19 protein-coding genes, 1 tRNA gene and 1 pseudogene are annotated in these 25,979 nt (G+C 46.9%); 5 read left to right on the top strand and 16 right to left on the bottom strand.

The window, feature by feature from the left end; all coding sequences use genetic code 11:
* Positions 1–57: 57 nt before the first annotated feature.
* Positions 58–2,622 carry an EAL domain-containing protein gene (locus LGS26_RS00915; protein ID WP_237888810.1) on the top strand — a complete coding sequence of 855 codons (2,565 nt, stop codon included), beginning with the start codon at positions 58–60 and terminating at the stop codon, positions 2,620–2,622.
* Positions 2,623–3,253: 631 nt separating this feature from the next.
* The gene (locus tag LGS26_RS00910; protein WP_237888809.1) at positions 3,254–3,403 is read left to right on the top strand and encodes an SDR family oxidoreductase; all 150 of its coding nucleotides are present in this window, start codon (positions 3,254–3,256) and stop codon (positions 3,401–3,403) included.
* A 436-nt stretch (positions 3,404–3,839) separates the two neighbouring features.
* Here LGS26_RS00910 and LGS26_RS00905 read toward each other — a convergent pair whose 3' ends face one another.
* Positions 3,840–4,379 carry a DUF2062 domain-containing protein gene (locus LGS26_RS00905; protein WP_237888808.1) on the bottom strand — a complete coding sequence of 180 codons (540 nt, stop codon included), beginning with the start codon at positions 4,377–4,379 and terminating at the stop codon, positions 3,840–3,842.
* Entirely contained in the window at positions 4,369–5,400 is a 1,032-nt protein-coding gene (gene tsaD / locus LGS26_RS00900) for a tRNA (adenosine(37)-N6)-threonylcarbamoyltransferase complex transferase subunit TsaD (protein ID WP_237888807.1), read from the bottom strand. The genes LGS26_RS00905 and tsaD overlap by 11 nt, the downstream gene beginning before the upstream one ends.
* Before the next feature lie 140 nt (positions 5,401–5,540).
* On the opposite strand from tsaD, the gene LGS26_RS00895 reads away from it, so the two are divergent.
* On the top strand, positions 5,541–6,902 hold the full coding sequence (locus tag LGS26_RS00895) for a phosphomannomutase/phosphoglucomutase (protein ID WP_237888806.1): 1,362 nt from the start codon (positions 5,541–5,543) through the stop codon (positions 6,900–6,902).
* Positions 6,889–7,401 carry a DUF721 domain-containing protein gene (locus LGS26_RS00890; RefSeq protein ID WP_237888805.1) on the top strand — a complete coding sequence of 171 codons (513 nt, stop codon included), beginning with the start codon at positions 6,889–6,891 and terminating at the stop codon, positions 7,399–7,401. Before LGS26_RS00895 ends, LGS26_RS00890 begins: the two co-directional genes overlap by 14 nt.
* A 44-nt stretch (positions 7,402–7,445) precedes the next feature.
* Here the strand turns inward: LGS26_RS00890 and LGS26_RS00885 are convergent, their stop codons facing one another.
* Together LGS26_RS00885 and LGS26_RS00880 are read right to left on the bottom strand one after the other, a co-directional pair.
* Positions 7,446–8,171, bottom strand: coding sequence for a tRNA1(Val) (adenine(37)-N6)-methyltransferase (locus LGS26_RS00885; protein ID WP_237888804.1), 726 nt, complete (start codon positions 8,169–8,171; stop codon positions 7,446–7,448).
* A 15-nt stretch (positions 8,172–8,186) separates the two neighbouring features.
* Entirely contained in the window at positions 8,187–9,926 is a 1,740-nt protein-coding gene (locus tag LGS26_RS00880) for a methyl-accepting chemotaxis protein (RefSeq protein WP_237888803.1), read from the bottom strand.
* 143 nt (positions 9,927–10,069) lie between these two features.
* Here LGS26_RS00880 and LGS26_RS00875 point away from each other — a divergent pair.
* A tRNA-Lys gene (locus LGS26_RS00875) sits at positions 10,070–10,145 on the top strand.
* Between the two features lie 139 nt (positions 10,146–10,284).
* Here LGS26_RS00875 and LGS26_RS00870 read toward each other — a convergent pair.
* The 12 genes and pseudogenes from LGS26_RS00870 to LGS26_RS00815 all read right to left on the bottom strand — a co-directional run.
* Positions 10,285–10,380 (bottom strand): annotated as a pseudogene (locus LGS26_RS00870) (type II toxin-antitoxin system Phd/YefM family antitoxin); the annotation flags it as partial.
* Positions 10,381–10,513: 133 nt separating this feature from the next.
* Positions 10,514–11,674 carry a glycosyltransferase family 4 protein gene (locus LGS26_RS00865; protein WP_237888802.1) on the bottom strand — a complete coding sequence of 387 codons (1,161 nt, stop codon included), beginning with the start codon at positions 11,672–11,674 and terminating at the stop codon, positions 10,514–10,516.
* 38 nt (positions 11,675–11,712) lie between these two features.
* Entirely contained in the window at positions 11,713–12,942 is a 1,230-nt protein-coding gene (locus tag LGS26_RS00860; RefSeq protein ID WP_237888801.1) for an oligosaccharide flippase family protein, read from the bottom strand.
* On the bottom strand, positions 12,939–13,331 hold the full coding sequence (locus LGS26_RS00855) for a hypothetical protein (RefSeq protein ID WP_237888800.1): 393 nt from the start codon (positions 13,329–13,331) through the stop codon (positions 12,939–12,941). Before LGS26_RS00855 ends, LGS26_RS00860 begins: the two co-directional genes overlap by 4 nt.
* Positions 13,332–13,652: 321 nt before the next feature.
* A complete protein-coding gene (locus tag LGS26_RS00850; protein WP_237888799.1) occupies positions 13,653–15,749 on the bottom strand; it encodes a glycosyltransferase family protein in 2,097 nt (698 codons plus the stop codon).
* Positions 15,746–16,162, bottom strand: a complete 417-nt coding sequence (locus tag LGS26_RS00845) for a GtrA family protein (RefSeq protein ID WP_237888798.1) — start codon at positions 16,160–16,162, stop codon at positions 15,746–15,748. Before LGS26_RS00845 ends, LGS26_RS00850 begins: the two co-directional genes overlap by 4 nt.
* Complete coding sequence (locus LGS26_RS00840) at positions 16,159–16,896, bottom strand: class I SAM-dependent methyltransferase (RefSeq protein ID WP_237888797.1); 738 nt, start codon at positions 16,894–16,896, stop codon at positions 16,159–16,161. Before LGS26_RS00840 ends, LGS26_RS00845 begins: the two co-directional genes overlap by 4 nt.
* The gene (locus LGS26_RS00835; protein ID WP_237888796.1) at positions 16,889–17,848 is read right to left on the bottom strand and encodes a glycosyltransferase family 2 protein; all 960 of its coding nucleotides are present in this window, start codon (positions 17,846–17,848) and stop codon (positions 16,889–16,891) included. The genes LGS26_RS00840 and LGS26_RS00835 overlap by 8 nt, the downstream gene beginning before the upstream one ends.
* Before the next feature lie 346 nt (positions 17,849–18,194).
* Positions 18,195–19,333 (bottom strand): IS3 family transposase gene (locus LGS26_RS00830; protein WP_237888795.1). Its coding sequence is split into 2 segments (ribosomal slippage): positions 18,195–19,045 and positions 19,045–19,333, totalling 1,140 coding nucleotides; the frame shifts between segments, so codons are not numbered across the junction.
* Between the two features lie 166 nt (positions 19,334–19,499).
* Entirely contained in the window at positions 19,500–20,063 is a 564-nt protein-coding gene (locus LGS26_RS00825) for a hypothetical protein (RefSeq protein ID WP_237888794.1), read from the bottom strand.
* Positions 20,060–21,763: a Wzt carbohydrate-binding domain-containing protein gene (locus LGS26_RS00820; RefSeq protein WP_237888793.1), complete on the bottom strand. Its 1,704-nt coding sequence runs from the start codon at positions 21,761–21,763 to the stop codon at positions 20,060–20,062. The genes LGS26_RS00825 and LGS26_RS00820 overlap by 4 nt, the downstream gene beginning before the upstream one ends.
* Complete coding sequence (locus LGS26_RS00815; RefSeq protein ID WP_237888792.1) at positions 21,756–25,955, bottom strand: glycosyltransferase; 4,200 nt, start codon at positions 25,953–25,955, stop codon at positions 21,756–21,758. The genes LGS26_RS00820 and LGS26_RS00815 overlap by 8 nt, the downstream gene beginning before the upstream one ends.
* Between the last annotated feature and the right edge of the window lie 24 nt (positions 25,956–25,979).

The raw sequence follows: 25,979 nt of genomic DNA, 5'->3' as shown, positions 1-25,979 counted from the left end.
ATGGATGCTCGGTCCTTTTTATATCCGCCGAAGCATGAGAGATTTGAGGTAGAAATTATGCCCGATGTATGTCCCGTCCCGGCGGATATCTTTGTCTTTAAAGACAGCCAAGGCAGGTGGATCGATGCAAATCTGTCGGCCTTAAGGCTCTTCGGCCTTGAAGATACGTCATGGCACGGCAAAAGCGACGAAGAGCTCATCAACCTTGCCGGCTTTCCCTCGGCCTTGGAGGTGTTTATGCGGGCTGGTCGGATGGAAGAAGGGGCTGGTTGGCATGGCAGGGGGGTCATAGCTTTACAGGACGGCCGCCAAAAAAAATTTGCCATCTCCTGGGCCCCTGCATTTAGAGAAAATAGTTTAATAGATGGACTGATTCTCTTTGGCAGGGACTTGGCAGGTTGCCCGGAGGCCGAGAAAGACGATTATGGAAATGAGCTTCTTGGCAGGCTGCTGGTGCTTATGTTTTCAAGCGATTCGCTCAAGGCGCGCACGACCTCTTTTCTGGGTGAGATTCATTCGCTACTCCCCGCCGTCACAAAATCATCGGTCTTTTTGAACAGCGAAAATGAAGAAAAGACCCTCCTCCTCTTCGCATACAGGAATCTCGATCTGCCGCTTATAAAATTTTGTCAAAAGGTGCCTTACAATTGGTGCCTGTGTGGGAGGGCGGCGGCTGGCAAGAGGATAATCAAAGAAGACGTCGACAACGACCATGAAATCAGATTTGATTCGATGGCGTCGCACGGCCATGTGGTCTTGCCCATTAAATATAACGACATCGTCCTTGGCGTTCTATGCCTACATCTCAAGCCAGGATCCCTATTTTCAGCCGGAGAGCTCGGGCTTGTCGATTCCGCCGCAAACATTATCGGCGCCGCCATCCGATATGACAGCCGCTATAAAAAGTCTGAAAGACTGGGGATGGACAAGGCTCTCTATCTCCCCCATGCAGCTGCCCTTGAGGAATGGCTCGATCTCTTAGCCGTGGCGTTCGAAGATACAGAAGATGCTCTGACTGTCACTGATCCAATGGGCAAGATATTGATGATAAATCCAGCCGTTACAAGGATCACTGGCTATTTACCCGAGGAAATCATAGGCCAAAATCCTAGGGTCTTAAAATCAGACCGCCATGGCAGTGAATTCTATAAGGAGATGTGGGAGGCTATAAAAAAGGTCGGCAGATGGCAGGGTGAGATATGGAATAGAAGAAAATCGGGCGAGGTATATCTTGAGCGGCTTACAATCAATGCAATAAAAGATCGGACTGGCAATATAATAAATTACATTGCTACATTTCATGAGTTATCGTGCAGCCTGGAAAGGCAGGCTGCCTTACAGGGCGTCCAAGATTGTGATCCATTGACCACCCTCCCGAATCTGCCCCTTTTTCTTGATTATCTTAAATTAGGTATAGAGGCCGCAGGCCGGAAGGAAAAGCTGGTCGTAGCGCTCATAGATTTAGATGATTTTACAGCCATCAACAATAGCTTTGGTTTCGTCGTCGGTGACAACATATTAAAGATCGTCGCCAAGCGGTTGATGACCGCTGTCCGCCTAGGGGATACGATTGCGAGACACGAAGATGCCTTTTTCCTCCTCTTGAGAGACATAAAGAGTGAGGATGACGCCATGGTGATATTGAACAGATTGATGGAAGCTGTATCCTCTCCAATTTTTTTGGAAGGCCGAGAGATCCATCTTACCTGTTCAATCGGTGTAAGTTTCTACCCGTCAGACGCCTTGATACCCGATCAGCTTGTAGGAACGGCAAGGATAGCCTTAAAAAAGGCTCAAACACATGGAATCGGACATATCGAGGTCTTTACGCAGGACTTAAACAAAAGGATGACCTCCGATCTTATTTTGTTGTATGGGCTTAAAAAGGCAGTGAGCGACAAGGAATTTATTTTGTATTATCAGCCGAAGCTTGACCTTTTGACCAGACGGATTATGGGGTGCGAGGCATTGATCCGTTGGATACGGCCTGATGGTGTCTTTGTTTCGCCTGCGGAATTTATTCCAATTGCTGAAAAAAGTGACTTGATATTTGCAATCGGTGAATGGGTGATAAAAGAGGCGGTCAGGCAGGCGGTTGAATGGCGTGACTTGGGGCATCCGATAAGTGTTGCCGTAAATCTTTCTCCAAAGCAGTTCAGACAAAAAAATCTGGTCGATATGGTAAAGACGATCATTGGTGCGGCAGGGCTTCATCCATCTTGTTTGGAGTTTGAGATCACGGAGACCGCTATTTTGGAGGACGAAGAAGACGCCATAGGGATCCTATGGAAGCTCAAAAAGTTAGGCATAAATATCTCAATCGATGACTTTGGTACAGGATATTCGTCACTTTCTTACTTAAAACAACTCCCAATTGATGCCCTCAAGATAGACAAGACCTTTATCGACGGGTTGCCTGATTTTGAAGACGATGCCTTAATTACGAGCGCCATTATAAACCTTGCACATTCGCTGAAACTTATGGTCATTGCCGAGGGAGTGGAAAGGGATGCGCAGCTCGAATTTTTAAATAAGGCCGGCTGCGATGGAATACAGGGGTTTCTCTGCTCTCCCCCAGTACCGGCGGCGGATCTTTTGGAGAGATTAAAAAACCGGGCCTGATTATTCCAAAATCGAGACATCAACATTGAGAACGATTTGTGCACAGACAGGTATTTCAAGAGAGGAATTTCTTAAGGCCCGCAACAAAACTTAGTAGAGTGTTAAAGATTGACTATTTTCCGTCACTCTAAACCTACTAAACTCTGATATAAATCACTATCAGAGTTTAAGTTTACATGTTTAAAGCCGTGAGCATTGCTCACCTGACGCTGCGGCAGGGCAATACCTGTCGCCTTACCCGACACGCTATTTTGCAGTAGTCTGCAAAAATCGCAGTCGCTTTTTAGTTTTATTGGGTTAGAGAGTTTGAAGAGTTTGTGTTGCAAATAGTTTGTATTAATGTCTTTAGCTATCTTAATGTGATTTACCGCTGCATTTAGATCTGTGTTGAATGTTTTGTTTATTGCTGTGTCTATAAATAATTCTCTTTTAGCACGCCTTCCAGAGAAGGCATTAGCTAAATCTGTTTTGGCAAGTTGTTTTACTTCATCATGTCCTATAATTTCAAGTTTGCTTTTGAATGATTAAATAGATTTATTCTAACTGTTAGAAGCCTTTTTGAAATATTCGTGGGAGGCATTGAGGCAAAGCTTGTGGGCGGGAAGAAGGCCGTTTTCAACCGAGGTAAAAGATGCATCGCAAAATCGACCCCGCTTCATGGCGCAATGCCATGCCTGATGACATCGCCGGGGCGGTGCTGTTGGCGTCAGACGCCTCCTGTTTCGTAACAGGTCAGTATATATCCGTAAGCGGTGGGGCCTTATGCCGTGAGATTGTATAACATCAGAGCTGCATGAAGTGGCGCAAAGGGAAGGAATATGGTCCTATGGGGAATGATATTTTGTCAAAAAAATGGCCATATTTATCATGGCTACCAAGATCTCATCGAGATTTGAGACTGATAATCCGACTACATAGAAATCAGGCAGTTTTTCAACAGGGCGGCATGCAGACAGCTATTGGCTGCCAGAAGTCCTTTTGATGTTCCTAGTTGTTCCATCCGTCTAGTCCTTTATTTATCAAGAGTTACGGCTTATTTTATGGCAGTGTGATTATATATATTACCTATGCAGGTCCTTAAAAAATGGCAACAATAATAAACTAGAGTAACCTACTAGTTATTTAATAAATCTATATATAATCTCAGGAAACGTGACAGCTAGTATAAAACAAGAGGTAATAAATGCTCAAAATAAAGGTCTTTCATAGACAGCGGCTTACCGACCTCTAAACCATCGGTTATTCGAGGTCTCCAGATACCTCTTTATCTTTTTTCTCTGACGCGCTGTATACAGATATATGGAAAGAAAATAGGCCCCTACTCCGAACGGCAGGGCGAAAACGACCCCTCCTACCAGCATAGTGACGATGATATCCGTGCCAATTGCGTAAATGTGCCTAAGCGTGGCAAAGAAACCGACACCATGGGCCAATTTGATCAGGCTGTAGATTTCGTTCCAAGAGACACGGTTTCCTGTCAGCCACACCCCAATCTTCCATGCCGCATAATAGTGAATAAGCATGGTGAATGGATTGCTGACCAGGAAGCTGGCTATTACACCAGCAATGATATTACCTCTAAAAAGTGTGCAAAGGGACACGATAATTATCGTATGCAGCGGCACTGTAGGGGTAAGTGCAACGAACGTCCCAATAGCGACACCGCGGGCAGTGACAATTGGGTCCCCCTTTAACCTCAGCAGCCGGAGCCAGTAGTATCTGAGCGTCTTTAAAGGATTTAACATGTTATTGCCCATCGAAAGACCTCGAATATACATCTGCATCGCTGCCTAAGAATAGACCTGCCTTCAGCCGATGATACCCGGCAAGGCCAACCATGGCGGCATTGTCGGTGCAGAGGGCCGGGGATGGTAAAAATATCCTGAAACCGCTGACCAAAGCGGCCTCTGAGGCCTTTTCCCTTAGCCTCTGGTTCGCCGCCACTCCACCGCAGATGACCAGATCTTTTATGCCATATGTCATTAATGCAGAAACGGCTTTTTCCACGAGCACATCAACCACCGCCTCCTGAAACGAGGCGCATACATCCTCGATAGGCACCAAGGCACCCTCACGCAGTCTCTTTACAGAGGTTAGAACCGCCGTCTTAAGCCCGCTGAAGCTGAAATCAAAGGGGGTATCCCTGAGCCTCGCCCGTGGATATTGAAATGCACAGGCATCCCCCCTACTTGCAAGGCGCCCTATTACAGGGCCGCCAGGGTACTCAAGGTCCAGTATCTTCGCAACCTTGTCAAATGCCTCTCCAGCCGCATCGTCCCTGGTCTGTCCGAGCGGCTCTGCAGAGAGGAAGTCTCTTACCAAATAAAGGGCCGTATGGCCGCCAGAGACGACAAGGCCGATGAATGGAAAACAGGGCTTTTCTTCAAGAAAGACGGAAAGGAGATGGGCATGCACATGATCTACACCCGTAATCGGAAGGAAACGCGCCGCTGCCAATGCCTTGGCAAAGGAAAGACCTACCACTAATGAGCCGACGAGACCTGGGCCCTGGGTTACAGCCACAGCATCAACATCCCTAATGCCAATCCCTGCATTCGAAATGGCCTTCTCCACCACCTGGACGATGGCCTCAAGATGGCAACGCGAGGCGAGCTCAGGAACGACCCCGCCGTATTCGCTGTGTACAGCTATCTGCGAAGCCACCACACTGCTCAATATACGCCTGCCGTCTTCAATGATTGCAGCAGCGGTCTCGTCGCAGGATGTCTCGATGGCAAGGATATGTCTTGGTCCAATTTCATGATTGTATCTATTCACAACTCACAACCGCAACCTAAAAAATCTCTTAATCCTTACGACACAAATGGACAGAAAGGATCTTTTAAATAAAACGATGCGATAGTATAAGATATCAACCGGGTTTTTTAAACCGGATTAAAAAGATTCGGAGGACGGCGATGCCGATAAACCCGCATATCTTCAGGGAATACGACATACGAGGCAGGGTGGATGAAGACCTGGGCGATGATGCGGTCTTCGCTATAGGGAGGGCCTACGGGACATATGTCATAAAAAATGGACTTAAAGAGGTTGCATGCGGCAGGGACGGAAGGGCCCACTCAGCGCATATCCAAAAGATCCTGATAGAGGGCATCACATCTGCAGGTATCAATGTCATAGACGTTGGCCAGTGCCCGACGCCGCTTCTTTACTTCGCTATATTTCACCTCAAGACAGACGGCGGCATACAGGTTACGGGCAGCCACAACCCGCCTGAATTCAACGGATTCAAGATGTGCCTCGGGACATCCACACTGTATGGTCGGAGGATACTCGAACTCGAGGAGATAATCGAAAAAGGGGCGTATTCCCATGGTAAGGGCGCGGTGAGGTCTTATGACATTTCAGGTCCCTATCTCGATTACATGAAAGAAAACATCCATATCTCCCATCGGCTTAAGGTCGTTTTGGATGCTGGAAACGGCGTCGCAGGGCTGGTTGCGCCAAGGGCCTTTGAAGACCAAGGTTGCGATGTAATCCCGCTGTTTTGCGATGTGGATGGCTTATTTCCAAACCACCACCCCGACCCTACCGTTCCGGCAAACCTCGCGGCGCTCAGGGACAAGGTCCTTGAGACAGGGGCGGATGCAGGCATGGCCTATGACGGGGATGGAGACCGCCTGGGCGTAGTGGATGAAAAGGGCGATATTGTCTTTGCAGATCGGCTCATGGTCATATTCGCCAGGGAGGTCTTGAAAAACCACCCCGGGGCTGCCATAATCGGGGAGGTCAAGTGCTCGCACATACTCTACGAAGAGATCGAAAAGGCAGGGGGGCGGGCCATTATGTGGAAGACCGGCCACTCACTTATCAAAAAGAAGATGGCCGACGAGGGCGCGCTCCTTGCGGGCGAAATGAGCGGGCATATCTTCTTCGCCGATCGTTATTTCGGCTATGACGACGGGGTATATGCATCGTTAAGGCTTGCCGAGATAATGGCGTCTGATGAGAGGCCGCTTTCATATCTCTTTAAAGACCTGCCGGAGATATATTCAACGCCAGAGATCCGTATAGAATGCCCTGATGAGAGGAAATTCGCCATAGTGGAACGAGCGAAGGGGTGGTTTTCAGCAAGATTCAAGACCATAGACATAGACGGCGTAAGAGTTATCTTCGACGATGGTTGGGGACTCATTCGGGCGTCCAACACCCAGCCGGTGTTGGTGCTGCGTTTCGAGGCCTCAAGTGAAAAGAGGCTCGGCGAGATCCGTAATTTAATGGAAAATCGCCTCAAGGAGATTGTGGGTGGACAAAAATAAGGGCCGTGGCTGCCCAATCCTGTTGTCTGGGATATTGAAGACCGCTTTCGAGCGCCGGGGATGGGAGGACAGGCTCTCAAGGGCTGAGGCTTGGAGATCCTGGGAAGAAGTTATGGGCCATGAGATCCCACTTTACGCATGGCCCGATAGACTTCAAGGCAAAGACACCCTGGTCGTCAAGGTGTCTGATTCCATTTGGATGCAACAGCTGTCTTTTATAAAAAACGAGATGCTTGACCGCCTGAATGCAAGGCTCCCGAACCGAATGCGGTTTAAAAACATAAGGTTCGAACTCGGTGATGTGGATGGCTTGAGATCCCTTTGGCACTCGAAGGGCCGAGACAGTTGGGATAAAAAAGACGCAGGGATACCGGCGCCTGATCCTCGCGTAATGGAAACGGCGGAGGCCATGGTCCGCAAGATCAACGACAAGGAGCTGGCGGAGTGCCTTAAAAGGCTTTATGTCAAATATGTCCAAGGAAAGGGGCGCCAGACATAAACACCCAGCTGGACTAGCGTTGAAAGGCCGTCGATTATATAGTCTTATATCGTCCGAGGTTGAGCAATCGGTTCAATATATCTGGGAGGAAGTACAGTCATCTCCTCGCCAGCGTCTTTGCAACCCTCGACAACGATAAGTCTTGCATTCGCCCCAGGCCTTGGATATATCATCTGCATCCGTTTCGGCTCGAGCTGGACCTCGCGCATAGTGGACAACAGTTTTACTGTAAGGCTTGCCGGATATATGAGGCTTATGCGCCCTCCGGGCCTCAGGGCGTAACGGGCGGACTTGAGCAGTCTACTCAAATCCGTCAGTATCTCATGCCTGGCCAGGGCATCGCATGGATGTGTACAGAGTCTGCCTGAACCCGCGGAGCGGTAAGGCGGATTGCTCACAACATGGTCGAATTCCCCGGGTGCGACGACCTCGTGTATCCTGTTCAGATCCCATTCTATCAGACGGATGTGTCCTTCCATCCCGTTCAATCTGATGTTTTCCAAGGCAAGACAGGCCATGTCTCTTTGGACCTCGATCGCCGTTATCCTTGCATCTTCATGTCTCTTGGCAAGTATCAGGGCGATGACCCCGCAGCCAGCGCCGAGGTCGAGGACCTGTTCCCTCTTTTTGAGCCGGATGAAATCACAAAGCAGCAGGACATCAACAGAAAAACGGTAGCCCATTTGAGGCTGAAGGAGCTCAAGGCCCTCTGATTTTAGACAGGTAAGGCCTGCCTTGCCGGTAAGCAGGTCTGAATTCGCGCTATCCATTTCTCACTCGAATGATCACAACTTGAAGGTCCCGATGATCTCTTGCAGACGGCTGGCCAGCTCAGAGAGCTGCCTAGCCTGCTCCTTAGTGGACGCTGCATCCCTCGATGTGTCTTCTGCAAGTCCCGACACCTCACCGGCAAGTGCAGAGACCTGGCTTATACCATCGGCCGCTCCGCTGATATTGTTTGTTATTTCGCTCACGGTAGCCGTTTGCTCTTCAACTGCCGATGCAATGGTATTATCAATATCATTCAATTTATCTATTATACTTTTTACTTCACTTATGGCCTCAACTGTATTTGCGCTTTCATCTTGTATGGTCTTGATCATTGATGTTATCTCTTCTGCTGCTCGAGCTGTCTGCTTGGCAAGTTCCTTTACCTCATTTGCGACAACAGCGAAACCCTTGCCTGCCTCTCCAGCGCGGGCTGCTTCAATTGTTGCATTTAATGCCAAAAGATTTGTCTGTCCCGCTATCTCACTTATTAGCCTGACCGCCTTTCCTATTTCTGTTATATTAGCTCCTAATTTAAGAACCTGTTCGCCTGATACATCCATCTTCTCCTTAGCTTGATTGCTTATCGATGCAGCTTGGACTACATTTGTCGCTATTTCCTGTGAAGCTATCGAGAAATCATTAACAGCTGAAGCAATGGTCTTGATATTATCACTTGCCGTTTCGCTGATGCTCGAGGTATCTTTGGCTCTCATTGATGACTTTATGCTCTGATCAGCCATAACAGCACTTACAGACAAGAGTTTTTTTGCAGATGCCGATACCTCCTCCGCCTCTGATTTTACACCTTTTATAAGTCTATAAAGCCCTTCCTGCATCTTTTTAAATGCAGCGGCAAGTACCCCTATTTCATCATTCGATTTGATATATATCTCATGGGATATATCACCATTTGAAATACGCTCCGCCTGCAAAATTATATCATTAAGAGGCCTTGTAAGTACACGTTTTATAATGAAAGAGACGATTGCTATAATCATAAATATGCCCAAAAAGGTCACACAGGCCACTACAAGCTGATTGTTTCTCAATTGGGCCAAGGCGCTGTCCAAAAAGAAGATGAGTTCAAAGGCACCGTGGACCTCGCCAGCCTTCCAACCTTCCATGACAGTGCCGGTTGGGTCTTTGCCTTCATCATTTCCCCAATATTCCCTAGAAAGCCTTGGGTCGCCGTGGCACATCTCGCAGTCTTTGGTAAGGACTATCGGCCTGAAGAACCGAAGCACATCTTCTTCTTTACCTGTATTTGGATTTTTATATCTTCCGAAGACAGCTATATCGGTATCTTTGCCGGTGGAGAGTCTTTCCAGCACCTCCTTTTCCGTCGGGTCTGGTGTGTTGTTGGGATTTCTGGGGTTTATTTTGGGTACACGGAGGAGATATCCCGCCTCTTTTGCATTCTTTTTAAGCATGGAAATGGTGCTTACCACAGGCACTGTCTCGAGAAGTTTTTGAAGCGCCGCCTTTTTATAAGCTGGATCCTGACTTTCCAACCCCCTTTTTATATCGTACAAATAGGTTTTGAAGGCACCCTGGCTATTAAGCTTAGCTATCATTGAACGCATGGCTTCGGCCTGGATTACGATCGCCTTTGCTTCGCGAATCACATTTTCTTTGAGCTGATCATGTCCCCTTGCACCAATAAGGTAAGTGAGCAAGAATGATCCGATCATAAGCAATATGATTACGGCTAAATTTATCTTTTTGCTGAGGCTGAGATCTTTAAACCGCTCCATGAACCCTCCCTGAAAATTAATTAGTAATAAATCTAAAAATTAATTTTATTCTACCTTAAAACAGAAAGTCAATATTTGTTTGGCCTATCCAACGGCTTGACATGAAACAAAATCGTGGTAAAAAACTCTCTGTTTTTGCATATGGGCCGTTAGCTCAATTGGTAGAGCAACTGACTCTTAATCAGTAGGTCCTAGGTTCGATCCCTAGACGGCCCACCAAGCCAGTACCCATAAGTCCCTTGAGATGAAAGCAGATGCCTTTACGGATCATCGCTTCTATTTCCCCTATACTCGCTCTCTAGTGGCAACGCAGCCAGGCGAGTCCGGTACATAAGTGGATGAGATGTCTGTGTTCTTAAATGGTCAACAGCACATGGGCAGGGCGACCACGATCAGTAATAATTAGTCCACTGCGGGCTGACTTCTTGGCCCGACTGGCATCCTGGTTGAATTTTCAACTACCTCTCATTGTCAACTTATGTAACTAGACAGTAGCTGCTTAAACAGCAACAGCCTTTTCAAGTGGATGTCCTTTTGTTTTGCCCATAGCCCAAGACCTGGGATAGGTAGTTAATTTAGCGCTTACTTTAAAAGAGCCGTCGCCGCTCTTCTATGGCCTCATCAAATATCTGCAGTGTGGCGTCAGCGGCCTTTTGCCAACTAAAACGTTGGGCGTTCACTTTGGCGCGCTGGGCCAGATTCCGGCGCAGCGTCTCATCGGTAAGCAGTGCCAGTAGGCCCTTGGCTATGGAACCAACATCATGCGGATCTACCAGGAGCCCGGCATCCCCGGCAACCTCCGGCATGGATGAACAGTTCGAAGTCAACACCGGCGTACCCCTGGCCATCGCCTCCAGAAGCGGCAAACCGAATCCTTCATACAGCGAAGGCATGGCCAAAAAGAGGGCATGTGCATACAAGGTAGAAAGCATTTCATCACTAACATAACCCAGGATATGAACGCTGCGGTTCAGGCCAAGTCGTGACGAAACAGCCTGCGCATCCACCCCGCCCCACCCTTTGCCGCCTGCAATAACGAGCAGAATACTATTCTTTATACCTTCCGGCAGGGTAGCATAGGCCTCCAGCAGGCGATATAGATTCTTACGTGGCTCAAGCGTGCCAACAAACAAGAAATAGGGACGATCAATCCCTATGGATTTTAGAGACCCCCGGGAAGCGGTTGGATGCAAAGCAGGCGCCCCCAAATGCACCACCCTCACCTTATTCTTCGCTTCCGGCATCTCCGCAACGAGATCCTGTGCGGTATGACCGGACACCGTAATTACGCGGTCTGCGATACGCACTGCCGCCGGCATTTGTTTTGCGTCAAGCCAGCGGGCGAAGGGTCTCATGGTTTCCCCGGCATGTTTCCAAACCAGATCATGAATGGTTACGACACGGGCAATCCGCCGGGGCAAATAGTAAGGCAGCCGATGCCCGGGGGCCCAGAACAGATCAATATCATCCTGATTTGCCCACCAGGGAAGGACACTCTGGGCCCAGGCCAGGCGTAACATACGCCTCGGCAAATTGATTGCCTCAGGCAGATTGGCGGTGCGCAACTGCACGTTGGACTGAGACCAATCCCCCACGACGAGAGGGCGATGAGAATAAAGGAACCACTTATGGCCACGATCGACAAGGACCGCAAGCATTTCGTATGTGTAGCGACCAATACCGGTTATCCTCTCGGACAGTATACGTGCGTCAACTCCAATACGATATATACGATTTGACTCAAACATGACATCTATAGGAAAAATAGGCACCGAGGACGTTAGAATTATAACACAACTACCTTGTCTGTATGGGGCTTGTCAACAGCCCGGCGCTGTGCGAGCAGGAATCCGGATAAGCCAACAAACAGCCAACCCTCCGTGGCAACCGTGACCCATGCGGCGCCCTTTACGCCATAACGGGGAATGAGCCAGCTATTCAACACGATATTCAGCGCTGCCGCCATCGTAGCGATAACTGCATAGGCACGTTCATGATTTAACGCAATCGCGGCCTGTGTCAGAATAAAGTTGGGCAGGATGAAAAGCAGCGCACATGCCAAAACGCCCAGCAAACTGGTGGCTTCACCATAGGCCTTTCCATAAGCCAGCGCAATCACCCATTCGCCAAATACCGAGAGGAGGGTAGCCGCCAAAACCCCCGCCGCCGCAGCCAAGAGTAACGCCCGCCATGTCCGTCGGCGCAGGCGTTGTAAATCCTGCCATTCCAGTCGCAATTTGCGAAAAATAAGCAGAGAAATCGGGGTGGCAAGCAGGATAATGGCCTCGATAAAACGGTAGGCTGCTGCGTACTGCCCGATCTCCCAGGCCGGCACCCCAATGACTTTCAACAGCAACATGTCTGAACGGAAATAGACCACCGTTGCAAGATCTATCCACAACAGAAATACCGCGGCGCGATAAGCCTCCGGATGCCACTCCAGACGAGGGAACCGGGCCTGGCCATGGGGAAGAAACATTATGGATACCAAAGAACCCGCCGCCCCTGCAAGCAGAATTTCTGTCGGAGTTTTTGCCCCTGCCAAAAGAACCCCCAAAATGGCGACCGCACTGACGGTTCGCGCGCCCACCTGCCACCCGGCATCGGCGTCAAAGCGCCCGTCGCCCCGTAACGCCCCTGATACAAACTGGATTAACGCTATGCCAAGAAAATACGCTACTGCAGCGACAGCCAGATCGCGATGCCCGGGCATAAAAACAAACACCAGGGTGCCCATGACAACAGCGGTCCCCATGGCGTGTCCTATTGCCACTGCATGCAATGTTGGAACCAGCCCAGCCAATGCACCTGTGGCCAGTGTCCGCTCACGCATCAACAGCGTCTTGAAGCCACCATCCAGGAAGATACAAGCTATGGCGCCCCCTGCAAGCGCAACGCCGTAGTCGCCAAAACGCCCAGGTCCAAGCAGCCGCGCCAACAAAAAATTCAAGCCGAGGCCAACCAGGCCGACATAGGCGGTGGCCGCCCACTGCGCCGAAAGAAAACGCAGGCTCATTCGGTGGTTTCCTCGGCTGCTTGTTTGCCGCGCCCCCTTGCCTCCCGTCGCAACGCCAGAATTTCCAGGACAGTGCCGGTCACCAGGAGGTAGTAAACGATGACCGCCATCTGCTCGGCGACCGGGGCAAGATTAATCGCAAGCAGACCGGCGGTGACGAGCAGCCCGACCAGGGCGCCGGAGAAATAGATCGTCCCTTTCCCGCCGTAAATTTTTTCCGCCAGGGCTGGATGGGTGTGGAAGATGCGTTCCCGCGCGTAGCGCATCAATGCACGCCAAGAGAAAACCGCAACGATGCCGCCGAAGGTAAAGAAATAATTTTCTCCCTGGCCGTAACGCTGGAGTAGCCCGAACACATAGAGCAACAAGGTGACCCCCGAAAGAATCAAGAAAACGCCCGCCGGGGAGCGCGCACCGTCTCGGACGCTTTACCTTTGAAAGACTCCTTACGCTCGACCCGGTCCGATTCCAGATCGTTGAGCAAGACCAGCAGTTCGGCATCAGTGAAAGTGCTCAAAGCTCGTCCCCCTTGAACAGCTGCGGTTAACTTTAAGAGATTATAGCAATTCTGTCGAAAAAACAAAGAATTAAAATCAGACCAGTGATGCCCCCCGAGGGTTGTTTTCCAGGGGCAAGGGTCGGTTGATAATGGTTGATGATCGCTCGAACGATTGCGCATGAGGAACGAAGCGAGTCCTGTGTGGGCTTGATTATGGCGCTCTAAATATCATCAACAATTGGCCAGACCCTGCAGCAGCGCTCGGATCATATGGTTTTGGATATGGGAAGAATGTCTGCAGTGATTGAGAGTTGTACCTTTCGATAATTGGCTCTAGCATATCAATGTCACCCAGCAACCCGACACCAAAACATTTGCCCTTTCCATCAGGACAGCCCCACTGGCCTATCCAGCCATTATTATCTGTCCAATTAACAGCAGGACCTGTCTTGTACCCAAAGGATTTTGCTAAATAGCCCTGTTCTTCGAGATATTGAGGCAAAAGTTTAGATGGATCACCGCCGTCAGATAAGAATTTTTGGGAAGAAGTGAAAAGAGTGGTAAATACATCAATAGCTTCTCTTAGATATGTATCTTTAGCCTTAGGTATGAGAGTATTTAAATAATTTCTATCTATTTGATACAGCTTAACCCCACCGACACTGATAGGTTTTCTCTCTAACGAATCAAGCAATTTTTCGACAATCGGATTATGAAAGTTTTCTGGAAGCAAGATGGCACTCACATTGCATTTTGCAAGGTAATTAAGAAAAGAAAAAGTTGAGCTTGGATTCAGTGTTGGTTTCGTTTCACCATAAAAAAGATTATACAATGCCCAAGAAATAGTAACATCGTTTCTTAATTCTTTAGGAACAGGCCCAGCAATTTCTTGCGATAGATTAAAATAAAAATCTGTTTTCTGCTGCCATAGTGGCCCTTGAAAACCGCCAATAGCATAAGTTGGAAAGACAATAACATTTTCATTTGGTTTTATATAATCTTTATATGTGCCCGATGATATAAATTCAGGATACTTTATTTCAGAACCGTTATATAGGTTAAGATTTGGTATTAGAAATAATATTGCTAAAAAAACTATTATAAATTTAAATTTTATGTTGTAGTGTGTTTTTTCAAGCCACAAAGCACATATAATAGAAACAATTATATCAACATAAAGAGTAAACCTTGTTGGCAGTGCTTGTTCAAGAAAAGGTAATTTTGCAAAAACAATCCACGGCATTGGAATTATCTGATGATTTAAAACCCTCAAGTATGGTCCAAAGCTAAAGATAATTGCTATCAAGAAAAATAAAACTATAAAGATATACATTTTGCTTTGTTTTTTCAGGTTTTTAAATGCTATATATGTAAAGCTAAAGATAATAAAAATCAAAGGTAGTCCTAGATAAGCTCCTTCTTCTGCAAAATTTCCAGAAAATTTTGAACTAATGGGTAAAAACATATTGCCAAAAAGCCAGGTTATTGGTGTAGGTATAATATAGTTTAATGGATCGGATACATATAAAGAATTGTTATTTAATGATCCCGATACAAATCCATGCAATATATAATAAATATATGGCAAAAGCAAAACAACACTTAAAGCTATAGATGCTGTTGTTTCAAGGCCTGTAACTATAAGTTTTTGCCTGTAGTCTTTTTCTTTTACATACAATATTATCAAAACAGCAAAGGCAAAAAAGCTAAACACAATGAAAGTAGCATAAATTTCATTTGATATACCAAACTGAAATGCCAGCAGTAAAGCAAATAAAACTATATATTTTTTTCTGCCAATTAAATCTTTAAATCTTAACACATAAAGATAACACAAAAAGACTACAACAAATACAATATCTAAATTTAAATGCCCAAGAAGCTGACCCCAAACATAAGATGAAAAGAAAAACACCAAAGCGCCAAATATTGAACTTAATTCTCTTAAACCAAGTTGTTTATTTATTAGATAGATTCCGTATGTCGCAAGTGTTAAAGATATTAAAGTTACAAAATTATATGAAAATACAACTCCAAACAATGCAGTAATAGGCCACATAATTAATGCTAGGCTAGGGCAAGATGTAGTCCAGGCAAGGTTTGGACCAAAAGGAGCCCAAAATGCTTTAGTTAAAAATGGATTGAGACCGTGAGATATCGCGCAAGGCCACCATTTTAAACTCCACAAATAAAAAGCAACATCACCACCTATATTAATTCTGCCAGCAAAGTCAAACTTCATTGGCAGTCCCCAAAAAAATAAAGCTAAAACAAAATATAACAGCAACACATAATAATTTTTTTTCACAAAACTCTCTCCTTTCTAAAAGCGAAATACTTTGCAAGCAAAAAGCCGCTTAAAGTATAAACCGCACCGCTTATAATTTGCGAGACATAGGCATTAATATGAATTGCTCTAACACAAAAAACCAAAGTTAAAAAATTTAGACCATAAGCAATCAAAAGTGAAGCAACAAATTTTGGAAATTCTTTTTTGGGATGGGCTTTGCTTTGAAATGTATAAATTTTATTAAGCACATAGGATACGCATATGCCTATAGAGTAGCCAATTAGATTGCTGATTTCTGGAGATGTGCCTATATACATTAGAGAAAATATAATGCCATAGCCTACGATAGTATTTATTATGCTAACAATTAAGTACTTGTAAAAAATCTGGAACTTTACCACCTGATTACGGATAGTTTTTATGTATGTCATTTACTCTCTTTTTCGAAGACAGCAACTAAAATAGAGCCACCGTATGGTAACTTTGATTCTAAATTATCAACCATTAAAGCCCCCCCCCACGTAAATGGTGCCAACCAAGGAGCTATTAAACAATTAGTTTTTATATGATTTACTTGAAATCCAGCTTCTTCAATTATCTTTTTTAATTTATTTCTGTCATAGTGTTCTACATGTTGATATTTATCCAGTGGATTAGAAAGGTGAAATTTATCCATCAAATACTCTATCAATGGCCATGCGCTTCGATAATTAGGTGTAGTAAGAAAAACTTTCCCACCAGGTTTTAAAATTCTATAAAAATTTCTTAACATCTTAAGACCTTGATTATAATATATGTGTTCGATTAATTCTAAACAGTATATCTTGTTAAACAATAAATCAAATTTGTAATCATCATCTACTAACCCGTAAATAAAACGACATCTACTATTTTCGAATTTAGATTTAGCAAAGTTAATGGCTTCTATATTGCCATCAATGCCAATGGCAGATGCTCCTAATTCTGATAAAAAATTTGTTATAACGCCTGAACCGCATCCAACATCTAAGACATTGTCTCCTGTTTGAGGAGGCAAAAATCTCTTTATGGCTGTCTTTTTTGAATAATACCAAAATTTTTTGATTTTATTTTTTGATAGTGATGCTTTATAGTGATAGTCGCCACTTATTTTTATTAGATCGCCATTTTTCTTTTGATTATTCACTACCACTCCTATCATAAACTTTTTTTACTATATAAAGCGGCCTTTGTTTTACTTCTTCATATATTCGTCCAATGTATTCTCCAATTATTCCAATAGTTATAAGCTGCACTCCGCCAAGAAACAAAATAGCTACCATCATTGAAGGATAGCCTTTAACCGGATTTCCAAAAGCTAATTTAGCTATAATTATCCAAACTGCATATAAAAAAGCCACAAAAGAAACCAAAAGACCAAGTAAAGAGGCTAGCCTCAAGGGTGCTGCTGAAAATGAAGTAATACCTTCAATTGCTAAATCTATTAATTTTATGTAATTCCATTTTGTCTTTCCAGAATGTCTTGGGGCTCTTTCGTAATATACAGAAGCAGTTTTAAATCCTACCCATGCAAATATACCCTTCATAAAACGCTTTCTTTCCCTGATACCCTTAATAGCTTCCAGAGCATCTCTTGAGATTAGTCTGAAATCTCCTACATCTTTTGGTATCTCAATATCCGTAAGCTTGTTTATAATCTTATAAAATAATTTTGATGTAATCTTCTTTAAAAACGTTTCACCGTCTCTTTTACTCCTGACAGCGTTTACTATGTCGTAACCTTCTTTATACTTTTCAAGCATCTGCAAAATAACTTCTGGGGGATGTTGTAGATCGGCATCAAAAGGAATAACAGCATCTGTATCTGCATCTACATAGTCAAGCCCTGCGCTTAAAGCTATCTCTTTGCCAAAGTTTCTAGAAAAGTCTATTATTTTTACATTAGAATCAGATTTGTGTAGATTTATAAGTTTTTCTAAGGTATTATCTTTGGAGCCATCGTTAACAAAGATTAAATCATATTTACAATTTGTCTGATTTAGAATATTTACTAAGCTATTATAGCAAGCTTCAATATTTTTTTCTTCATTGTAACAGGGTATAACTACAGCAATTTTTGGATTATTTTTGTTTTCCATAGTCTAGTTTCGCTTATTAAGCTAAAATTTTTAACTTTTTTATCCTCATTTATAGTCCCTCATTTATATACATCTATCCACAGTCCAGGAGTTTAGGAAACCCCTAAAGTAAGGATTGGTTTTAATGATCTCCAAAGGAGCACTATCACACCCTTTTAGTCCCTCAGACATCATCTTACAAGCAGCTTGAGGACTTGCTTTCTCGGAGTATTTAGCTTTATCTCCCCAACAGAGCATCTCTTAGGGAGGTTTTTGTAAAATTGCTGTCCTTAAACATCTGCCACGGTTTACTAATAGTAAGCTACTCCCCATTGTCAAGACAAAAAATCGAGGGGTATTTAGTGGATCAGGCAGCCTGTCTTTGTTTTAAAGGCAGCCCCTTTTTATAAACCTCAGCCGGTGTTGCATAACCGAGGGATTGATGGAGCCGTTCATTATTATAAAAATCGAAATACCGTCTTAAGCCATCCCTGGCAGCCCTTACGTCCTGATAGTCGTTAAGATAAACCTCCTCATATTTAACACTCCTCCAGAGACGCTCAACAAATACATTGTCCAACGCCCTGCCCCGGCCATCCATGCTGACCCGTACCCCCAATGATTCAAGGCGTGAGGTAAAATCCATGCTTGTAAACTGGACACCCTGATCCGTATTGAATATCTCAGGCAAGGCTATCTTAAGGGCCAGATCAAGGGCGTTCATGCAAAACTCCTTGTCCAGCCCAGTCGATATCTCCCAACTCAGGACATACCGGCTGTACCAGTCAATAACAGCCACCAGATAAATAAAACCATGTCTAAGCCTTATGTATGTTATATCCGCGCTCCATACCTGATCAGGACGGATAATCGTTAACCCCCTCAAAAGATAGGGATATTTCTTATGCTCCTGATCGCTGACACTTAACCGAGGCTTGGGGTATATAGCCTCAAGGCCCATGAGCCGCATTAAACGCCGTGTCCGCTTCCCATTTATTCCATGGCCCTCTTTCCTTAACCACGCCGTCATCCTCGCTATCCCATAAAACGGCGTCTCTGTAAACTGCTCGTCTATAAGCCTCATAAGCTCAAGGTTATATCTGTCTTCTTCCCTCGCCTCGTAATAGTAAGACGCCCTTGATAGATCAAGCAAATCACATTGGCGACATACAGGTATCATGGAATGCCCCGGCTCTATCATGCCCCGCTTCTCGTTTAACTGAGCAGTCGAGACTTTTTTTTAAGCCACTCCAATTCCACACTGAGCTGCCCTATCTGCCGGTAAAGCTCGTCTTTAAGCCCCTCTCCCTCTTCCTCGGATTTTTTCCTCTTATCAGAAAAAAGCGTAGGGAGTCCCTCGATAAGATGCTTCTTCCATTGTCCTATCTGATTTGCGTGTACCCCATATTCACTTGAAAGCTGGGCGATGGTTTTTTCCTGTTTGACCGCTTCAAGCGCTACCCTGGCCTTAAAAACCGCATCGTGATTCCTGTGCAACCTGCTCATCCTGCCTAACCTCCTGAAGTCTCGGCAGGCTACTTTACCACTAAGTTACTCTGTCTAAAATTTGGGGAGTATTATACTCCACAACAATTTGGTAAGATATGCATCCTCCTATTTCTGATCGGCGTCCAGCTAGTATCAAAGCTACCGGCTTTAGCCGGTACGTAGTTTACTTTTTACCTTCGGCCCCCATCACAAACTCTTTTGGGAATACCATCAGCAGCAGTCCTTTGGTATCAGAGGGAATTGCTTTATTAGGCTCATATTTCGTCGGATAAGGAAAAAATATCTCCCTTACATCGGCCTTGTATCTCTCAAGAACCGGTTTTATCTCCTCAAAGGAACCGCTCAGGCCCACACCTATCTGATTCTTGTTTCCCCACATGCCCAGCCAGCCGTCCTGATGGGTCCAGTTATAGTTCGGGGCGGGCCTTTCATAGCCTCCGTATCCTTTATCAAGGCAATCAGCACTTTCGGCAGTCAAAGGATAAAGCTCCTTCACATCGAGCCCTTTATCGATGTAGCACTTTGTAGCTTTCAGAAGATCTTCAAACTGGGTTAGATTCTTCTTCACCACATCCTGAGGTTGAGACACACCAGCAGGTTGTACCTTACTACTGGCTTTTTCTTGTGCTTCCTTTTTTTGGCCACTGTCTCCACAACCGGATAGAGCAAACATTGCCACCACAACCATTCCAACCACCAAGCCCTTTGCCAAATGCTGAATGTTCATTGACTTATCCTCCTATCGTGGTCTATACTAATGTTTAATTTTTCCGTTACAAACCCTCTTTCTTCAAACCAGGTAACACCTTCCTGCACAAGGGTCAATTCCAAGGTATATTCTCCAGCCTGCTTAAGGGCTTCTACCATTGCTGTGGCCTGAACAAGCTCCCCGGGTTGAATTTCATTGCACGGAAGCGGTGTTCTAAAGCCGTCAAAGATTACAGGCTCGGCCTCTTTGTTCAGCCAATGATAGCTGAGATAGACAGGCTTGTTCCCTTCGAGATACCAGATCTGCTGACTCTGGTTCATGACCTCCACAGTTATGGCAATCTGCTGACCAGGTCTCAGTTCCAGGGTCTCAATCCTCGGCATGCAGCGAATAAATCCTCTGCAGTCCGATATGGGAGGCGTGTCATAGCCGATACGTTGCACCCCCTGAACCGAAGTCTGTTCCCACTCAAGCCGACCTTCTCCACTCATCAAACCCGCTGACATGGAAGGCATCAGTCGCACCAGGCCTTCAAAAAGCACATCGGCGAAACCGTTCACGTCAAAACTGGCAACCTTCTCCCGCCAGAGATAGCAGCGCTCCAGATGAGTCAGTCCGGAATGGGCGCTGATGTTCACAAAGTACTTTCCCAGCCCGAGGTTTACAGGGAAGAGAAAATCCACGTAGTATTCTCCACCTGCCTTTACCGAAAGCTTTTTCCCCAGAAGCCGCGTGTTAATGCCGAAAATATGCAGCCCTGAGTCATGATGGATGCTGTAGCCTACTGTCAAATCGTCTATATCCTTGACGGCTCGAAAGGCTATGCGAAGGAATGCCCGCTCCCCCGGCAGAAACGTGGGCATCTGCGGCCTGAGCTGACCGCTCACCGTCACGCTCAAAAGCTCCAGAGATCCATCCCCCTGAATGCCAGCCGGCTCAATAGGACTGGAAACGGAAGAGGCCATTTTGCAGGCCTGGGCTTCGCTCTTCGAGTCGCTGGGGAGTGAGCTCGCATCGAAGTGTTTGGTTTTGTTTTCAAAGAGCTCCTCCGCATACTGCCAGAGCTCCATGTCCACATCCACAAGTTCCAGAATGCGGGCCTGAAGTGAAGACGGCAGGTCAGAGAATCTTTCCCGCCTGGATGTAACATTGTAGCGTTTCAGCCTAACTTCTTCAGGAATATTGAATACCTTCTTCAACACCTCCACAAGCTCTTCCAGCCGTTCGGTTATGCCTACAAGATGGTATTGCTCAAGCCCTTTCTTTGCCAGGCGTAAAAACTCTGCTCTGTCAAGCTGCCATGGTGTGGAATGAAAAAAGGATGCGAAGTGAACGCTCTGGTAGTTTCGAATTCGGTCGCAAAACTCTGAGTCATGAAGTGCCTCCTCCAGGGACATGGACTTGATACGGCGTTCTATCGGCCCGCCGCCTGTATCCGGCACATCGTTAACGATATAGAAATATTCTGAAAGGGTTCGCTCTCTTGGATCCCTTAAAACCGTTGCCCATACATACCCTTCAGGCAGGCTTTCTTCGCAAGTGAAGTAGAAATGGCCAGTAATGACCTGTCGATTCGCATAGACAGATAGGGCGTGCTGATACTTTAATCCCCTTAAGGTTTCTGTCACCTTTTCTTTTCCGAAGGCCTCCACAAAAAACTGCTGCAGACTGGTTCCGGCGGTCTTTGGAATGTGGTCAAAAAACAACTTTCTATTCACTGTTTCGGCCTCCTTGTTGTGCTGATAGTATTACGAATTCTTTCAAAGCAATTGCGAGCATCCTCGAATCGGCATTATTCGGTTGCCTGGCATTGGGCAGCCTGAAAAGAAGCCTATTGAGACCTGAACAAAAAGACGCTGTTTCGATAATAAGTTCCCTGTCGACCCCTTCAATCACGCCGCTAAAGCTCAGGCTGTCGTTTAGGCATACTTCCATTTGTTGTTTTCCCAGCGTATTGAGAAGCAGGCGAAACCTTGTGCATTTCGTGACCTCCTCTGGGGCTATATAAAACCTGAGTTTAGCCTCGTGTCCGTCGGTCCAGCGAAAGTGCTTTTCTGGGTTGCTCCAGCCCCCTGACCACTCCAGCCTGTGGCTCTTATGATTACAGATCACACCTGGCCTAATCGTTCCATATGGCATGACCTCATAGGCCCACTTGTTGTTCAATATGATATTCAGAAGGTTTTGAGCGCTTTCCTTCCATGTAAGGTATGGCATTCCTTCGGATTTGGGATGCTTACCTTCCTTGTAAAGTTCAAGCCACTCCATTATGGCCTGGGCCAGCACCTCAGGCGATTTATCGTTCGGGAAATAAAAGGCGTGCTCACCCGCCACCTCTCGAAAGACCGGAATGTCCCGCGCAATGATGGGAAGTTTGTGGCGGGCAGATTCTATGAGCGGAAGCCCGAAGCCTTCGCCCTCGCTTGCCATGATCAAACATGTGGAGGCGGCATAGACCTTCTCCAGATATTCGTCGCTGATGCCCTCGAGCCAAAAGAGGTGCTTGCCAAGTTCAGGATGGGAGCGGATGGTTTGCATGATCTGAGGAATCGTCCTTCGCATAGCCTCTGGGACATCCTTCCACCCCTCTTTACCCACAATGACGAGATTGATATCAACGCCCCTATTCCACAATTGAGTAAACGCTTGCAGAGATTGCAGATAACCCTTTCGAGGCTCGATGGTGCCCACCATAAGGAAACTCGGCCGGTTGGCAAGTTCTTCCAGTACATGCTGTGCACTGTCCGGCATCCCCCGCGAAGGGATAGAATCCTTTATATCTGCGCCATGGTGATTCCAGGCTATTCTAAAGGGTCGATGGCGATGAGGGCCAAGGTTTTTCAACCATTCAACAAGTGATTCTGCCGTTGCTTTTGATACACAAACCGCTCCGTCACAAGACGTAACAGTCTGAAGCCAGGCTTCAAAGCGCGCATTCGCGCCAGGAGGGAAAAATCCAGGAAGGGTTATGGGCAATATGTCATGAACGAGAAAATATATTTTAACCCCCGAAGCCCTGCAGTGGGCAAAAAGGCCTGAACGACCGGCGTGAACAAGCGTATCTCCTGATATGTCCAAGCCAAGCACCACATCACCACTTTGCAGGTCAACTATCTCGTCGTCTAATGCGTTTTGAGGACATCCTAAAGATCCTAACGTATAGCGACGGGCATAGCGATAGTGCCAGAAACCGCCTTCATTCGTCAAATACACAGGCTCAATACGATGATCCGAAGGCGGCGATTCAATAAGTGTTCGAAGGATGGCCCTGGCAACCCTCTCAATGCCGGTTTTGAGATCATTTCGAGCCGTAGCCGTGACATCCAGCAGGATCTGCTTGATTTGGGGCTTTGCACAAATGGATCGAGCGATAGATGTTGCAATCGCAGCCAATTCATCTCTTGTTGGATGATGTCCATCAACGGTCGCAATAGCCTTGACTAAATTACAGATTTCAGTTTGCGACCTGGCATAAAAGTTTTCTATTGCCTCGAAATACTGTCTGGCGCATCCTGAAGGACTATGGCGGGTTAAAATGATCTCCTTTGCCTTTTGCCCCAGCGACCGCCGCAGGTCATCATCCTTCCACAGCGTTTCGAGCGCCTGAACAAGTTCTTTTTCTTCAAATTCATCGGGTAGCATCCATACCGCATCCTTCGGCAATTCCGCCATGCTGCCGTGGGCATTGACGATGGTGGCAAGCCCGTGATTCATGCAGTCCAACACCGTCCCTGATGTTTCTCCGCGGGAGAGCGTGCGCAGTTGCACAGCCACATCCGCCGCCTGTAGATACCGGCGGAAGGTATCGGCGTCTGCCCAACCCGTAATGCGGATACGCCTTTCAAGGCCGCTTTTTTTTATGGTCTTTAAAAGCTGGGCCCCGTAGTCACCGCCGTGATTTTGGCCCACGAACACCAGGTTGCAGCGCCCATCTTTGGACAGGGATGAGGCAAGCCATGCCTGAAGGAGACGATGGTTCAATTTGGTCGGATCGAGCATGCCAAAGCTGCACACTAGAAATGCGTCATGGGCAAGACCTAACTGCCCGCGCGCCTTGAGGCGATCCGCATCGGGCGCAGGGACGCGCAGGAGCGGAATAACAACCCAGTCACAGGCGGCGTTCTCACCATACCATTTTTTCGCCAATCGCTTAGAGTAATCGGAGTGCACTATTATCCCAAGAGCGTTCTGCAGTACCTGAAGATTGCAAGGGTAGCGCAATTTTGCTTGTTCAATCCCATTTTTAGAAAAGCGCATCTGAACAGCATTGTAACCGTGCGACTGATACAGGGCACGTGTCCACATCCCGGGTATGGCCCCTGTCATTTCTTCATGAGCCAGTACGCTGCTCAGAAAAAAGTCGTGCAGGACAACCACGCCTGGATAGGGCTGCAACAGATCAAACATGTGGGTATGAAAAGGGCTATTACCAAAGTGATAGAGCACGCGGTCATAGCTCCATGCGTTCTGCCGGAACCATTCTACGCTGCGCACCGGGCAGTTGGCCTTAATCCATGGGTCAGAAACATCCTTCTGCGCTACAATCACTTCAATGTCATAATACTTGGCAAGCTCGGGGAGGAGCTCTGCGCTGTAGTCACTGATGCCGCTTCTTTCCGGCGGAAGTGGCGAGATATAAGCCAATTTGGGACGGCGGGCAGGTTTGACAAGCACCGGTTGATCTGCTTTCTTGGCATAAAAGGCCTCAAAGGCGGCAATTGCCCACCTTGCCGACTCATCCCATGAAAACCTCTTTGCCTGCTCAATGCCGTGGTGCTGCAATTCCCTTCGAAAGTCCTCGTCAGTAAGCACCAGCTCGAGCTTCTCGGCGATTGCATCGTCCTTGTGCGGGTCAAACAGGGCATCTTCCCGGCCAATCACTTCTGGAATGCTTGTGGTATTCGAGCCAATCACTGCCGCGCCGCAGGCCATGGCCTCAAGCGCCGGCAGACCAAAACCTTCGTGAAGCGAAGGAAAAACAAATACGGTGCACAAATTATAAAGACGGACAAGATCTTCGTCGCTCACATAGCCCGTAAAGATTATTTCATTCGACTTAAGCCCATACTGTTGTGCAAGGGCCAAGAGCCTTCGCCTTTCTCCTTCCGGCATCTTGCCGGCCATGACAAGCTGATAACCGTCTCTCAATTTCTCAGAAAGCCCGGCATAGGCGCGGATCAGTCCTTCGATGTTCTTGCGGTGGTCAATGCCACCGGTATAGAGCACAAAGGGCTTCAGGATACCGAATTTCCGTCGAATCCTCTCCTCCTCTTCTTTGCTTAGAGCCAAAGGCCGGAAACATTCATCAACCGCTGTAGATACATCTACCACCGCATCTTCAGGGAATCCCAAATGCTCTATAGCCTCTTTGCGCGAAGACTCTGATATGGCAAGAAGAAGGGAGGCCTTCTTCAGATGCTCGAGCTTTCGCATGTAATATGCCTTATAAAGCGGATTGGGATCCAGATAAAGGCCGGCATGCAGCAAGGGAATCAAATCATAGAGGGTTACGCTCACAGGGGTGTCGCTGTCGAATAGGCCGATGCTGGTCACCGCATCGTCCACATAGCCCTCGAACAGACTGAAGACATGGATGATATCAGGCCTGAGGCTTGCAAGAAAGGCCTCGCGAATGTGCTCGGCCACCTTACGGCGCCACTCATTTCCGGGCTGACATTCCTGTACCGGGCCGGGTGCCTGCCAGACGCGGATATTCTCTTGCGGAAGAAGCCCGTCGAATTCCGCCCGGATGGGCTCAATGGTCTCGGGAAACAGACCGCTTAAGGCAAGGATGATTTCATGTTCTCCCCGATTGCGCGCAATGGCCTTGGCAAGCGACATGGTATAGCGGCCGATGCCGCGAAAACGGCTTTCAGTCTGCGCCCCTTGCATGTCAAGAACGATGCGCATCTATCTCCCTCTCCTATATGCATG

The sequence above is a fragment of the Dissulfurimicrobium hydrothermale genome, assembly GCF_022026155.1.
GTDB lineage: Bacteria > Desulfobacterota > Dissulfuribacteria > Dissulfuribacterales > Sh68 > Dissulfurimicrobium > Dissulfurimicrobium hydrothermale.
The sequence above is the reverse complement of the archived record's forward strand: the minus strand, read 5'-3'. Positions and strand labels throughout refer to the sequence as shown.